Source organism: Pseudomonas sp. AC211, assembly GCF_979258055.1.
Genome location: NZ_OZ409830.1, coordinates 2,429,038 through 2,443,309 on the forward strand (window position 1 = coordinate 2,429,038; position 14,272 = coordinate 2,443,309).

Here is a 14,272-nt window from a genome sequence, read left to right on the forward strand (position 1 = left end):
CCGGTAGACGCGTTCTTTAAACGGTTCCAGGCCGATGCGCTGCACGGTGTCGACGAAGCGTTCCTGCACTTCCCGGTAGTCGGTGAAGGTATTCACGATGCGTTCGATCACCTGCGGCACCTGCTCGGCGGCGAACGAGGGGCCGATGACTTTGCCCAGCGCGGCGTGCTGCCCCTGCGCGCCGCCCAGGGTGATCTGGTACCACTCGCTGCCGTTTTTATCGACGCCCAGAATGCCGATGTTGCCGATATGGTGATGGCCGCAGGCGTTCATGCAGCCGGAGATGTTCAGGCTCAGATCGCCGATGTCGTGCAGGTAGTCGAGGTTGTCGAAGTGCGCCTGAATCGCTTGCGCCACGGGGATGGATTTGGCGTTGGCCAGCGAGCAGTAGTCGCCGCCCGGGCAGGCGATCACGTCCGTGAGCAGGCCGATATTTGCTGTGCCCAGCCCGTGCTCGCAGGCGGCTTGCCACAGGGTGTAGAGGTCGCGTTTGCGCACGTCGGGCAGCACGATGTTTTGTTCGTGGGCGATGCGAATTTCGCCAAACCCGAACGCCTCGGCCCAACTGGCCACCGCGTCCATTTGTGCGGCCGTGACGTCTCCCGGTGGTAACGCAGCGCCCGGTTTGGTCGACAGCACCACGGCGGCATAGCCTGGCACTTTATGGGCGTGCACGTTGCGCTCGGTCCATTGCGCGAAGGCCTTGCTGTTAGCCAACTGCGTGCCGAAGTCCAGGTCTATCGCCGGCAGCGACTCGTAACCTGGCGGCACAAACGCGGCGGCCACGCGCTGGTATTCGGCTTCGGTCAGCTCGGCCGGGCCGTCTTTGATGTGTTGCCACTCGCGCTCCACCTCGGCGGCAAAAGCTTCGATGCCCAGGGCTTTCACCAGGATTTTGATCCGCGCTTTGTATTTGTTGTCGCGCCGGCCGTGGCGGTTGTACACGCGCAAAATCGCTTCCACATACGACAACACGTGCTGCCAGGCCAGGCCGTCGCGAATCGTCTGCGACAGAATCGGCGTGCGCCCCAAACCGCCGCCGACCATTACCCGCAGCAGCAGCTCACCGGCGTCGTCGCGGTACAGGTACAGACCGATGTCATGCATTTGCACGGCGGCGCGGTCTTCGTGCGCCGCACACAGGGCGATCTTGAATTTGCGCGGCAGGAACAGGAATTCCGGATTGACCGTCGACCACTGGCGCAAAATTTCCGCCAGCGGGCGCGGGTCGAGCAATTCGTCTGCCGCCACGCCAGCAAAGGCCTCGGTGGTGATGTTGCGCACGCAGTTGCCGGAGGTCTGAATCGCGTGCATCTGTACCTCGGCCAGGCGCGCGAGAATGTCTGGCACTTGCTCCAGTTCAATCCAGTTGAATTGAATATTTTGCCGGGTGGTGAAGTGACCATAGCCACGGTCGTAGTCGCGGGCGATGGCCGCCAGGCAGCGCAACTGCACGGCACTCAGCGTGCCGTAGGGAATAGCCACCCGCAGCATGTAGGCGTGCTTTTGCAGGTACAGACCGTTCTGCAACCGCAGTGGCAGAAACTCGTCTTCGCTCAGTTCACCGCTGAGCCGGCGCTGCACCTGGTCGCGAAACTGCTCGACGCGCTCGAACACCAGCGCCTGGTCGTAATCGTCGTATTGATACATGCATCTGCCCCCGAATAATGCCAGGGACTATGCCGTGCCTGCCGCCTTACAAAACAGCGGCAGATAACGCGATTAAATGCGGATCAGATGCCGACACTTCAGCCGGCAAAGTGCCGATTGGCCACGCGCTGCAAGCCCAGGTTCTCGCGCAACGTAGCGCCTTCGTACTGCTCGCGAAACAGCCCCTGGCGCTGCAATTGCGGCACCACCTGATCGACAAAATCATCCACGCCGCCCGGCAAATGGGTGAACAGGATATTGAAGCCGTCCGCCGCCCCTTCGTGGTACCACGCGGCCAATTCATCGACGATATGCGCCGCTGTGCCGACTACCAGGCGATGGCCGCCGGCCCCCAGCGTGCGCAGTAACTGGCCGACCGTGGGCCGTTCGCGGCGGATCAGGTCGAGCACCAATTGCTGACGGCTTTTGTGCCGCTCGGTAGTGGGCGGCTGTTCCGGTATCGGTACAGGTGCGTCCAGCGGCAACGCGGCCAGGTCAATGCCCAGATCGAGCAGAAAGCTCAGTTGTTTGAGCGCGCTGCGGGGGTCGACCAATTCCAGTAACTGCTGATGTTTTTCCTCGGCCTCGCTGGCGGTGCGGCCGACGATGGGCGACACGCCGGGGAAGATTTTCAGCGCATCCGGCGTTCGTCCAAACCGGCCGCGCGCGCGTGCAAGTCCTGATAAAACGCCTGCGCCTCGCCCAGGGTTTGCTGCGCGGTAAACACCAACTCGGCGCTGCGGGCCGCCAGTTCCCGGCCCGTGTCCGAAGAGCCAGCCTGGGCAATCACGGGCCAGCCTTGCACCGGACGCGGCGCGTTCAGCGGGCCTTGCACCTGGAAGTGCCGGCCACGGTGGTTGAGCACCCGCATGCGGTTAACGTCCAGCCAGGTGCCGCTGGCTTTATCGAGCACAAAGGCATCGTCGGCCCAGCTGTCCCAGAGGCCGGTGACCACGTCGAGAAATTCCTCGGCGCGCTCGTAGCGTTCGGCGTGTGCCAACGGTTGGTCGTGGTTGAAGTTCTCGGCGCCGACCAGCGCTGGGACCAGGTTCCAGCCGGCGCGGCCGTTGGACAGTTGGTCCAGCGAGGCGAAGCTGCGCGCCAGGTTGTACGGCTGGTTGTAGCTGGTGTTGGCGGTGGCGATCAGGCCGATATGGCGGGTCACCATGGCCAGCGCGGGCAGCAGAATCAGCGGGTCCCAGCGCAAGCTGTACGGCCCGCACGCCAGCACCTCGGGGTCGAGTTCGCCGACGCTGACGTTGTCGTTGAGAAACAGCGCATCGAAGCGCCCGCGCTCCAGGGTTTGCGCGTAGTGCTGGTAGCGCTGAATGTTCAGCGAGGCATCGGCGTCGGCCTGCGGGTGGCGCCAGGCGCCGGTGTGGGCGCCGCTGCCAGACAAGAAGGCGCCCAGGCGTAAACGTCCATCGGCATTAGCCATGGGCGTGCTCCGGCGTTTCCACGGCTTGCGCCGACTGGCGGCGCAACAACAGCACCACCCCGGTTAACGCCACAGTCAGCACCAGGGCCAGGAACACCATCACTGCCTGATAACCGTGCAAAAACGCCTGCTGAACCCAGCCATTGAGCACCTCGGGCGCCTGGCTCAGGTGCTCCGTCAGCAAAGCCACACCCTGCTCCGGCTGGGCCACGGCGGCGTTGACCCAATCGGCCTGACTGCTGCTGACAGCGCTCAGCTCGCGCGCGGCGAAAAAGCGGTACACGCCCACACCTATCGCCAGGCCAAGCCCGCCGCCAATGTTGTGCAAGGTCATCAGCGAGCCCATGGCCACCGAGCTGATCGTCGCCGGCACCGAGCTCATGCCCAGCACCGTTGACGGCCCCAACACGCAGGCCCAGCCCACGCCCATGAGCGCGAAGGCGCCGAGCAGGTAAACCAGCGAGGTGTGGGTGTCGAAGCCCGTTTGCAGCAAGGCGGATACGACAAACAGCGCCAGGCCTGCCTGGATGAGTAACGCCGGCCCTTTGCGGTCGACCAAACGCCCCACCACCGGCGACAGCACCGCCACGCCCAAGGTCGTCGGCAGCAATAAAAGCCCGCTGGTTTGCACGCTGTCGCCCCGAATCAGCGCCAGGTACAACGGCATCACAAAGAACGCCAGGCAGTAGAAAACCGCGAGGGCAAAGCTGGCCACAACGGCCGCCACAAAACGGCGATTGGCAAACAGTGTCAGGTCGACAATGGGCGCCCTCACCCGACGCTCCACTTGAATAAACGCCACCAGCGCCAACGCCGCTACGACCAGCAACGCCAGGCTGATCGGCGACGTCCAACCCCAGGCGCCGCCCTGCACAATCAGCAGCACCAGGCTTGGCAGGCCGATCAACAGCAACAGCGCGCCCCAGCCGTCCAGGCCTTGGCCCTCGCCGCGCGACTCGTCCACCGCCCAGGCGCAAATCGCCAGGCTGAGCAGCACAAACGGCACGTTAAGCAGGAAAATCCATTGCCAGCCCAACGCACTGGCAATCACCCCGCCCAGCACCGGGCCGCTGGCCAAGCCCACGCCGTTAACGCTGAACAGCACGCCAAAAAGCGCGGCCTTGTTCACTGGCCGGGAAGGCATTCGCCACAATCGCGCCAGAGGCCGTGTACAGCACCGCGCATGCCAAGCCTTGGGCGACGCGGGCGGCGATCAGCAGGTCGATGCCCGTGGCGACGCCGGCCGCCAACGACGCCACGCCGAACACAGTCAGGCCGATAAACAACACGCGCTTGCGCCCGTATAAATCGGCCAGCCGACCGACCAGCACCATAAAACTCGACAGCGCCAGAATGAAGCCGTTGATCACCCACTGCAGCGCCTCGAACGAGGTGCCAAGGTCGGCCTGCAACGCCGGCAAGGCGGTGTTGACGATGGTGAAATCAACGCAGCCCAGAAAACTGGCGACGCTCACGCCAAACAAGGCCCACCATTTGCGTTGCGGTTGCGCAAAAACGCCCATGGATTACTCCTTAAAAAGTAAATAACGCGGGCGGCTCGGCCACCCGCCAAAAAAACGCCCAGGCCTATACGGCAATCGCCGTGTGCGACCACGCCGGGTGCACCACGCCGGGCAGGCTGAAGGGAATGGGAATGCCGCGCTTTTTGAACTTCAGCGGCAGCCAATGCACGCGCTCCGGGTGCACCGGTTCGATCAACAGTTCGCGGGCCGTGGCCATGGCGTGGGTCATCTGCTGCGGGTAAATGATGAAGTCGTAACCCTGCTCAGCCCACAGCGGCAAAATGATCGGAATTTCTTCCAGAATGTATTCGCGGCACTGCGCGGCGGCCTGTTGGGTATCCGCTGCCGGGTCACGCAACAACAAGCGCTCGATAAACACGCCAATGGTGGTGTCGATGGCCGCGCGCAAGCGGCTGTCGGGCTGGGCGTACACCTCGTTCACCTGCAAGCGCAGGTCGGCGTAGCGGTCGGAGGCCAGCTCTTCATTCCAGCGGCTGATGGTGACTTTCGCCTCCAGGCCGTCGAGGTATTTACGATTGCGCTTAAGCCACGCCTCGCCATCACGAATCGACGCCGACAACGCCAGGCCCGGCGACTTGCCGTGTTTGTTGTGGCGTTGCAGGGTGTCGGCCACCACCACTTTCACTTCGCTGAAGCCGGACTTGTTAATCAGGTGCACGGTGGAGCTGAGCTTTTGTTCCTCGTGGTATTCCTGCCCCACGCTCACCGCTAGCACGCAGCGTTTGCCGGTGAAATCCAGTTCTTCACCGCCCTTGTTGAAATACGCTTTGAGATTGATCGCTTCCACATCGCTCATGGTCGTTAGCTCCAGTAGGCCAAAGGTTGGTCGTCGCCGAAATAGCCGATAAACACGCCAAGGGTGACGCGCGTGCTGGTGGCCGAGGGGCGCACCGCATGAATCAGGCGGGGGTTAAGCAGAATCAGGTCGCCGGGTTCTGGCTTGATCACAAAGTCCGGCGGCGGCAGCAAATCGCGCTCGATGCCATAGGCGCGGGTGCCACGCAGGCGCTCGTATTGTTCCTCGTCGGGCTCGATGCCCCAGATTTCCAACTCGCCGCCGTCCTCCGGGATTTCCAGGTAAATGTTGGTCGACAGCTGAGTGAGCAAACGCGGCTCGTGATCGCTGGGCGCGTTGCGTTCGAGGTTGTCGGTGTGCGGCGTAAGGTCGACTCCGCTGCCCTGAAACCGGGCGATGCCGACAAAGCATTTCTCGCCGTTTACATCCAGCAACCGCGCGCCCTTGGGCCACACCTCATCGAGCAGCAAACGCAGGTCATCGATGGGCGACGCCAGCGGGCGAAAGGTGTCGCGAATCTTGCGGATATTGGTCAGCGCCTGGGCGTGATACTCCTGGCGACTGTGCTCATCGCCGATTTCGATATAGGCCTTGCCCAGGCGATTGAATTCTTTCTGCTCCGTGAAGGTGCCGCGCAACTCATGACGAGCCAGGCGCTCGCGGGCCAGTTGCACGGTGTCCACTGGGCAAAAACCCTTGAGGCGCACACCGTAAGAACGCTTGTGCAGCACGTCGGCGATATGCGACGGCTGTAGTTGATCGGCAGTAAGGGTGGTGAACATACAAACTCCTGAACGTCCCTGAGTGGAATGGATGGTCGACCAACAGCGGGTTGCGTCACGGGCAACTCAGGTCTTGCAACGGACTCGCTTTGCTCTCTGTAGGAGCGGCTTTAGCCGCGATTGGCCGGGCCTGGAAACGGTGGGCTCGGCCAAGAGCATCGCGGCTGAAGCCGCTCCTACAGGTTTTGCGTTGGGTCATGAGGCTCCGGCTAACTCACTTGCTTTCTGTGGGAGCGGCTTCAGCCGCGATTGGCCGGGCCTGGAAACGGTGGGCCCAGCCAAGAACATCGCGGCTGAAGCCGCTCCTACAGGTTTTGCGTTGGGTCATGAGGCTCCGGCTAACTCGCTGTGCTTTCTGTGGGAGCGGCTTTAGCCGCGATTGGCCGGGCCTGGAAACGGTGGGCTCGGCTAAGAGCATCGCGGCTGAAGCCGCTCCTACAGGTTTTGCGTTTGGTCATGGGGGCGGTTCCTGGTTGAATTGGCGGGCGAAGAAGCCGCTGGCGTCGAACGGCTGGCTGATGATCCCTTCGGCTCGGTACAGATCGGCGGTGCGTTGCACGTCGGCGATTACTTCGGCGTCGATGGGCACGCGGTGCGGTTGCGAGTAGCGGTTGGAGCGGCTGTGAATCTCGACCGGCAAACCGCTGTGGCGCGCCTGGATGGCGGAGAAGGCTGGCTCGTTGGCGTTGGCCCACACGTACGCCCGGGCCAGGCGCTGGAGGAAATCGGCCAACAGCCCAGGCTTGTCGCGAATCGCCGTGTCGTTGGCCACCAGCAACATGTTGCCGGCAAACAAGCCTTCGCCACTGACGAGCACCCGCGTGCCGCCCTCGACCTGGCTCATGCTGGTGTAGGGGTCCCACGTGGCCCAGGCGTCGGCCTCGCCGTTGGCCAGCAGACCTCGGGATTCGGCCGGTTGCAGGAAAATGAACTGCGCGTCCTTGCCCGTCAGCCCTGCCCCACGCAGCGCCGCCAGCGCCAGGTAATGGCCGATGGAGCCGCGCGTGGTGGTGATTTTCTTGCCCTTCAAACTCGCCGCATCACGCAGCGGCGAGTCCTGATTCACCACAATGGCCACTGCCGTTTGCGTGACCTGCACGCGCACCACGCCCACGGTTTTCAGCGGGGCGCCGGCGCCGGCGGCAAACACAAACGGCGCATCGCCCAGCGTGCCGATATCCACCGCGCCAGCGGCCAGCGCTTCGGCGGTAGGCGCCGCCGCACCGAACGAGGCGAACTCGATGCGGTACGGCAGGTCTTTCAACTCGCCGGCCGCTTCCAGCAGAATTTTCAGCGAGGCCTTTTGGCTTGAAACCCGCAGCAGCTCCTCGCCCTGAACACCCGGGGCAAGGGTCAGCAGCGCAGCCAATAGCACGGTGAAAGTCTTCATCAGAACGCCAGGCTCAAGCGGCCGTAGTAGTAACCGCCGCCCAGGCCATAGGGCGAGAACATGCCGTACTCATAAGTGCCGGCCCACGGCACGATGCCGATGCTGTCCGGGTATTCGTCGAACAGGTTGTTGGCGCCTACGGCGACGGTCACGTTCTGCGTGAGGTCGTACGCCACGTCGATGTCGGTAATCCATTTCGGACTGTAGGTGCGGTCGTTGGCCGGGTTGTTATTGCCCTCGGTGTATTCGCCGTAGCGGCTCACGGCCAGGTTCACGTTCCAGCTATCGAGCCGGTAGTTGGTGGAGAAAATCCACTTGTCCTTGGGCGTGGCCTTGGTCAGGTCGGTTTGCTGCTGGCGGTCGAACAACACGTAGCCGCTGCCCAGGCTGGACAACTCGCCCGGCGTTTCGGCCAGGTCACGAATAGTGGTTTTGTTGTGGTTGTACGCCACGCTCCACTTCGCCTGGCCGTACTCCTCGAAGTTCTGGCTGTAGTCGAGCACCAGGTCGATGCCCTTGGTGCGCGTGTCGGCGGCGTTGGCGAAATACTGCCCCGCCAGGTTCGGCGCCAGACCGGCGTTGACCAGAATCTGCGACACCGCAGGGCCCGACAAAATGCCGGTTTGCAGAATGCGGTCATCGATGTCGATCAGGTAGAAGTCGGCCGTAAAGCGCAGGCGCTCGATGGGCTCAGCGGTCAACCCGAGGCTGTAATTGCGCGACTTCTCCGGCTTGAGGGTTTCGGCGCCCAAGGCGATGGCTTCCGGCGAACCGGGTCGCATCTGCTTGGTTCGCGCTGTAGTGGTGGCACCGCCGCCGAGGAACTGGGTCACCGAGCTGGTGGACGAGGAACACGTTCTGCGCCAACGACGGCGCACGGAAGCCATTGCTCACCGCTGCCCGCACGGCGTAACCCGGCAGAAATTCATAACGCGTGGTGAACTTGCCGCTGGTGGTTTCGCCGATGTCCTGGTTGTACTGCTCCTGACGTAAAGCGAAGGCGGCGTACCAGTTGGACGTCACGTTCAAACCGAAATCGACGTACGCCGCGCCGCTGTGGCGAATCTGGTCGCCGGCATCTTCGGGGTTGGTGCCGTTTACCGAGAACAGGCCCGGGTCGGGACGTCGGCCCGCGTACTGCCCGGTCGGAATCACGTAGTTGCCGTAGTTATACGAATTCGCTTCGCCCTCCCCCAGCTCGTATTTTTCCCAGCGGTACTCAATGCCGAACGAGGTTTCCAGCGGGCTGCTCCAGCCGATATCCAGCGCGCGGGTGAAGTCGAGGTTGTTGGTCCATTGATCAAAGATTTCGTCGGCCAGATGAAAGCGCTGCTGACTGAAATCCGGGCCGTTGGAAATGTTCAGGTTGTTGTCGGTGTAGAGCTTGGCTTTGTCGCGGCCATAGGTGGTCGACAGGTCCCAATCCCAGTCGGCCAACAGGCCTTTGGCGCCCACGGCGAATTGGTAGTCGGTTTCCTTTACCTCGCGAGTAGCCTGGCCGCCTTTCGGATAAGGCGCGCCGGCCACGCCGTTGAGCGCGGTGATGTCGGTTGGCGCGCGATGGCCGAGCACTTTCTTGCCGTCGCGATAGCTGAAGGTCGAGAACGAATACAGCGTCACGTCGTTTTGCAGCGGCAACTCAAGGTTGTAAGCCGTGCTGGCCGTGCGGTCGCGGCCCAGTCCGTACTCCTCGCCCCAGCCGTGGGTTTGGCTGGTGCGCGGGTCGGGTTGGCCATTGGCGAGCGTGCCGTAGTTGCCGACCACAGAACCCGAGCGGTCGTAGGGTTCTTGCGACTTGGCATCGAACGACAGGTTAAAGAAACCGCCATCGCCTAACGGCAAACCCAGGTTGGCCGCTTCGTGCCCTGTGGTGCCGTCGCCGCTGTAGTACTGGCCCAACGAGCTGTCGGAGGTGACGCCCGAGTTGTCTTTCTTGAGGATGATATTGATCACCCCGGCGATGGCATCCGACCCGTACTGCGCCGCCGCGCCGTCACGCAAAACCTCGATGCGCTCGATGGCAGCGGTCGGAATCAGGTCCAGATCCACCGGCACCGCCGCCGTGCCCACCCGCGCATTGTTGTTAATCATCGCCGTGTTATGCCGGCGCTTGCCGTTCACCAGAATCAGCACCTGATCGCCACCCAGCCCGCGCATGCTGATGCCACGCACCAGAAACGCCGTGCCGCCGCCGTTAATGGTTGGCGCGTTGAACGAAGGCAGCAGCCGCGTGAGGATGTCCTTGAGGCCGTTCTGGCCGGTTTTCTCCAACTGCTCCGCCGTGATCACATCAATCGGCGCCGGGCTGTCGGTCACGGTGCGCGGCTGGCTGCCGCGTACGCCGGTGACCACCACGGTATCGAGCGTCGGGTCATCGGCCAGGGCGGTAATCGGCACGCCCGCCGCCAGCAAGGCAGCACTGATAGACGACAAAGCAAAGGTTTTACTGAACGCACTACGCATTGAAAAACTTCCTGTTTAAAGCGCCTGGGGCATTTAGTGTTTGGCGGCAGCGGTTGGGGTGGTGTCTGGCGCGGTGGCGGCGATGGCCTCCACCTCGATCAACGCACCGGGCAGCACCAAGCCTGCGACTTGCACCGTGGTGCGCGCGGGTTTGAGCGGTTGTTTGTCGGTGCCGAAAAACTGCCGGAAGCCGGCCTGCAAGCCATCGAAATCCAGGCGTCCGCCCTTGGCCGGGTCGGCGACCAGGTACACGTTCAGCTTCACCACATCGCCAAGCGTCAGGCCGCGTTGCGCGAGCACCGCTTCGATTTTGCGAAACACCGCCACAGTCTGTTGTTCGGTGCTGCTTGCGGCGTGCAAGTCATCTTTGCCGGCCTTGGGGTCAACCGGATCCGGCAGAATTCCGGACACGTACGTGAGCTGGCTGCTCGGCGGCAGCGTGACCGCTTGCAGAATCGGCGAGTTCGGATAAGTAGACGGCACCCGCTCGATACCGGCGGCCTGAGCGCCGCCGGAAACGGCACCGGCCGCGCATAGAATCCCCAACCCCAGCAGGGCTTTTGGTGTGAAAGGCATGGCAGTACTCCAAGGTTTTTATCGCCAGCCTCGGAGGTCCGCTACCTGGCACATCATGGTTATCGGTCGGTAAAAAAGGCGCGGCGGGTTCAGGCCGTTTGCCGGTAAGGCGTGTGTTGCACACGCTCGAAAAGGTTGCGCACCACCCGGCGTGCGGCGCCGGCGGCGGCCTCCTGCCAAATGCCCACGCCACTGTGGGCGAGGCCATCGCTGGTCAGGTGAATGCGGCCCTGGGCCTGGTTGAGCAGGCTGTACGCCGGCTCGGCCACCTCATGGTTAATCCACGGCCCTAAGTTGTACGGAATACGGCTCCAGGCGACGGCGAGCGGATTGCGCAACTCGGCCGAATGGCCCGGATGCAGCAACTCCACCGCCTGTTTTGACGCGGCGATCTGCTCGGCAATGCTCTTCTCACCAAAGACCCGCGCGGTTTCGCCGTTGTTGTAAGCGGCAATCAGAATGCCCTGCTCCTGATTGAACCCGCCGCTTGGATACCAGAGGCCCGACGCCTCCTGATTCACAAACGAGAGGCCGCCATAAATCTGGTAATCGCGCTCCCAGAACCGCCGCGACTGCCACGCCACCTTGTTGGCATAGCCAAACTGCACCGCGCCAATCGCCTGCTGCACCGGCGCGGTGAAGTTGGTGTCCAGCTTGGCCAGCAACGGCAGCGGCAAGGCCACCACCGCGTAGTCCGCCGTCAGCGTGTGCTCGCGCCCGGTTTTGCGCGCCACATAGGTCACCTGCACGCCGTTGTCCTGGTTATGAATCGCGCGCACTTCACTGCCCAGGCGCAAGGCACCGCCCAGGTGTTTTTCGAAGGCTTTGGGAATGCGGTCCATGCCGCCGACCGGCTGAAACATGGTCGGCGAGAACTCCGGGTACTCATCAATCATCAACGCATTGGCCAGCGCCGGATTGAGCAGCGTGCGCAGCGGCAACGGCTCATTCTTCTGCGCCACCTGCTCGCCGGCACCGGGCCAGACTTTGTAGCCCGAACGGGCCGAACCGATGTACTCAAGCTTCTCCGACAAATCGCCAAACGTGCGCAAAAACTGCAACAGCGCGCGTTGGTCATCGGCATTCAATTCATCATTCAGCGCCTGACGATTCACCGCCTTGGCCAGCAGCTCCGCCACATGGCCACGGCTGTCATTCACCGCCTGACGAATCTGCATCGGCGGCTCGGCCAGGTTCGGCCGCACCAGCGCGTTGCGGCTGGTATTGACCAGCACCTCCAACTCCACGCCCAGCTCGCGGCAGTAGCCGAGCATCAACTGATGGTGGCTAGGCAAACGGGCCGGGCCGGCATTGAAATAAAACCCATCGGCAAAGTTCGCCACCTGCACCGTGCCGTCGGTGTACTCAACGCGGTCACCCTTGCGCAGCGTCCAATTGCGACCGCCAACGCGGTCACGGGCCTCAAGCACCGTGACGTTAAAGCCAGCCTTGCGCAGCTCGTAGGCACTGACCAAACCGCCGATGCCGGCGCCGATCACCACCACGCTGGCGCCCTTGCCAACCTGGGCCGAGGGCAAGCTCGCATAATTTTCCGGGCCGCTGGTTGGCTGAGCGAATGCCGGGCTCAACAACCCCAGCGCCCCCGTCGCGCCATACGCCGCCCGGTAACCGCCGATGGCGGCAACCCGTGCAATTAGCGCTCTTCTGGTCAGTGGCATCCCTGTTTCCCCATCGTCTTGACAGGCCGATCCGGCCTGGCAACCTATATCGCGCATTGTTATAGAGCGATGCGCTTAGGCTGCTAAATTCATCTATGGTGGCCATGCTACTGACGGTTACAAAATGTGAGAAATACATTTTAGGCATATGCAAATATTAAAGTGTTTAATCTTATGCGGCGTGCAAGCTGCAAGAAATGCATAACCTGAGAGCGTTATATTTCGCGGAAAGCATCGCGGCTGAAGCCGCTCCTACAGAGTGTGCGATCTGTAGGAGCGGCTTTAGCCGCGATGGGTTTGATAGCGCCACGAAAACAGCGCCCGACGGAAAGCTCTCGATTCCGGCCAGTGACAACGTTCTCCAATCGCACGCGAGACGGAACCAAAACGTCCAGCACACGCGGTAATGAATACGTTCGCCGATCCACCGGGTAAGGCTTGAGATTCTGGATTCCCGCCTACGCGGGAATGACGGGGGATCTTTCAAGCACCACCGTCATTCCCGCGTAGGCGGCGGTCCGACGATTCGGAGTCCAGGCTTCTGGCCAGTGACAACGTTTTCCAATCGCACGTGAGGCGAAACCAAAAGGTCCAGCACACGCGGTAATGAATACCTTCGCCGATCCACCGTGTACGGCTTGAAATTCTGATCCCCGCGTTCGCGAGGATGACGGTGGTGTTGGAATAATCCTCCGTCATCCTCGCGAACGCGGGGATCCAGAGTTTCGGCCAATAACGACGTTCTCGAATCGCGTAAGGCGGAACCAAAGCGTTCAGCGCACGCGGCATAAATGCTTTCGCCGGTCTAACGTGGCGGCTTGAGATTCTGGATCCCCGCGTTCGCGAGGATGACGGTGGTGTTGGAATAATCCTCCGTCATCCTCGCGAACGCGGGGATCCAGAGTTTCGGCCAGTAACGACGTTCTCGAATCACGTGAGGCGGAATCGTCACTCCCGCTTAGACGTCGATCTGACGTTCCCAATTCCCTCAATTGCCTCGCCCAAACCAAACCGCACGACAAGCCAATCCCCCATCCGCCGATAAACCTCATCAACCTCCCCCGTCACCGCCCCCATCCGCAAAAAATCATGGGTCAGTCCCTCACACTCAAGCACCTCAACCGCCACTCCCTCATCCCTCAATCGCTGCGCATACGCCCTGCCCTCATCCACTAACGGATCAAACCCGGCAATGGCCATACAGGCCGGCGCACTCCCCGTCAGGCGGCGCGCCAGCAGCGGTGAAAATCGAGGGTCGAACCGGTCTTCCGCGGTGCGTTGGTAGTGCTGGTAAAACCACTCCAGCGTCTGGCTTTCCAGCAAGTAGCCTTCGGCAAACAGGGTCATCGATTCGCTGATGCACGAGGCATCGGTCACGGGGTAGCAGAGCAATTGCCCCACAGGTTTAAGCGCCACCAACGCCGGCTCATGCTCAGCTTGCGTGGCCAGCACCGTGGCCAAGGTGGCGCCGACGCTGTCGCCACCGAACACCACCCGCTGTTTATCCAACCCATGGGCAGCGGCCTGCTCGGCCAGCCAGGCGATTGCGTCGGCAGCGTCGTGCAAGGCGGTAGGAAATTTGTGTTCTGGCGCCAGACGGTAGTCCACGGCCAGCACGGCGCACCCGGCACGCTGGGCAAATTCGCGGCAGACCCCGTCGTGGGAATCAAGGTCGCCCAACACAAAACCGCCGCCGTGCAGGAACACCAATACGGGTAACGGCGAATCACTGTGCGCCGGCCGGTAAAGCCTCCAGCCCAACCTCATAGCCGTCACGGGCGATGCAGCTCAGCGCTTCGGCCTGCACGCCTACAGGCGCAGCCCAACGCAGTTGTTCGGTGGTGGCGGCGAATACCGCGCGGGCTTCGGCGACTGGCAGTTGGTGCAGCGGTCGTGTGGTGGCGCGGTCGGCGAGGTCGAGAAAGGCGTCGATGTCGGCGTTCAAGGGCATGGC

11 protein-coding genes and 2 pseudogenes are annotated in these 14,272 nt (G+C 62.4%); all 13 read right to left on the bottom strand.

From position 1 onward, the window contains the following. Positions 1-3: 3 nt before the first annotated feature. Positions 4-1,650: pseudogene (locus tag ACZZZP_RS11495) on the bottom strand (nitrite/sulfite reductase); the annotation flags it as partial. Positions 1,651-1,748: 98 nt separating this feature from the next. After that, positions 1,749-3,088, bottom strand: a pseudogene (locus ACZZZP_RS11500) (LLM class flavin-dependent oxidoreductase). Beyond that, positions 3,081-4,232 (bottom strand): MFS transporter, encoded by a 1,152-nt coding sequence (locus tag ACZZZP_RS11505; protein WP_463536530.1) that lies wholly within the window; start codon positions 4,230-4,232, stop codon positions 3,081-3,083. The pseudogene ACZZZP_RS11500 and the gene ACZZZP_RS11505 overlap by 8 nt, the downstream one beginning before the upstream one ends. Then, the gene (locus tag ACZZZP_RS11510) at positions 4,177-4,611 is read right to left on the bottom strand and encodes an MFS transporter (protein WP_463536531.1); all 435 of its coding nucleotides are present in this window, start codon (positions 4,609-4,611) and stop codon (positions 4,177-4,179) included. The genes ACZZZP_RS11505 and ACZZZP_RS11510 overlap by 56 nt, the downstream gene beginning before the upstream one ends. A 64-nt stretch (positions 4,612-4,675) precedes the next feature. Continuing rightward, positions 4,676-5,428 (bottom strand): tRNA-dependent cyclodipeptide synthase, encoded by a 753-nt coding sequence (locus tag ACZZZP_RS11515; RefSeq protein WP_463382802.1) that lies wholly within the window; start codon positions 5,426-5,428, stop codon positions 4,676-4,678. 5 nt (positions 5,429-5,433) lie between these two features. Further along, positions 5,434-6,210, bottom strand: a complete 777-nt coding sequence (locus tag ACZZZP_RS11520; protein WP_463382803.1) for a 2OG-Fe(II) oxygenase family protein — start codon at positions 6,208-6,210, stop codon at positions 5,434-5,436. 454 nt (positions 6,211-6,664) lie between these two features. Then, complete coding sequence (locus ACZZZP_RS11525; RefSeq protein ID WP_463382804.1) at positions 6,665-7,600, bottom strand: ABC transporter substrate-binding protein; 936 nt, start codon at positions 7,598-7,600, stop codon at positions 6,665-6,667. Further along, positions 7,600-8,382: a TonB-dependent receptor domain-containing protein gene (locus tag ACZZZP_RS11530; protein ID WP_463536532.1), complete on the bottom strand. Its 783-nt coding sequence runs from the start codon at positions 8,380-8,382 to the stop codon at positions 7,600-7,602. The genes ACZZZP_RS11525 and ACZZZP_RS11530 overlap by 1 nt, the downstream gene beginning before the upstream one ends. Then, on the bottom strand, positions 8,291-10,063 hold the full coding sequence (locus tag ACZZZP_RS11535; RefSeq protein ID WP_463536533.1) for a TonB-dependent receptor plug domain-containing protein: 1,773 nt from the start codon (positions 10,061-10,063) through the stop codon (positions 8,291-8,293). Before ACZZZP_RS11535 ends, ACZZZP_RS11530 begins: the two co-directional genes overlap by 92 nt. 33 nt (positions 10,064-10,096) lie before the next feature. Next, positions 10,097-10,639, bottom strand: coding sequence for a RidA family protein (locus ACZZZP_RS11540; protein WP_463382806.1), 543 nt, complete (start codon positions 10,637-10,639; stop codon positions 10,097-10,099). Positions 10,640-10,728: 89 nt separating this feature from the next. Further along, on the bottom strand, positions 10,729-12,318 hold the full coding sequence (locus tag ACZZZP_RS11545) for a flavin monoamine oxidase family protein (protein ID WP_463382807.1): 1,590 nt from the start codon (positions 12,316-12,318) through the stop codon (positions 10,729-10,731). 948 nt (positions 12,319-13,266) lie between these two features. Next, positions 13,267-14,085 (bottom strand): alpha/beta hydrolase, encoded by an 819-nt coding sequence (locus tag ACZZZP_RS11550; RefSeq protein WP_463536534.1) that lies wholly within the window; start codon positions 14,083-14,085, stop codon positions 13,267-13,269. Further along, positions 14,045-14,269, bottom strand: a complete 225-nt coding sequence (locus tag ACZZZP_RS11555) for a hypothetical protein (protein WP_463536535.1) — start codon at positions 14,267-14,269, stop codon at positions 14,045-14,047. Before ACZZZP_RS11555 ends, ACZZZP_RS11550 begins: the two co-directional genes overlap by 41 nt. Between the last annotated feature and the right edge of the window lie 3 nt (positions 14,270-14,272).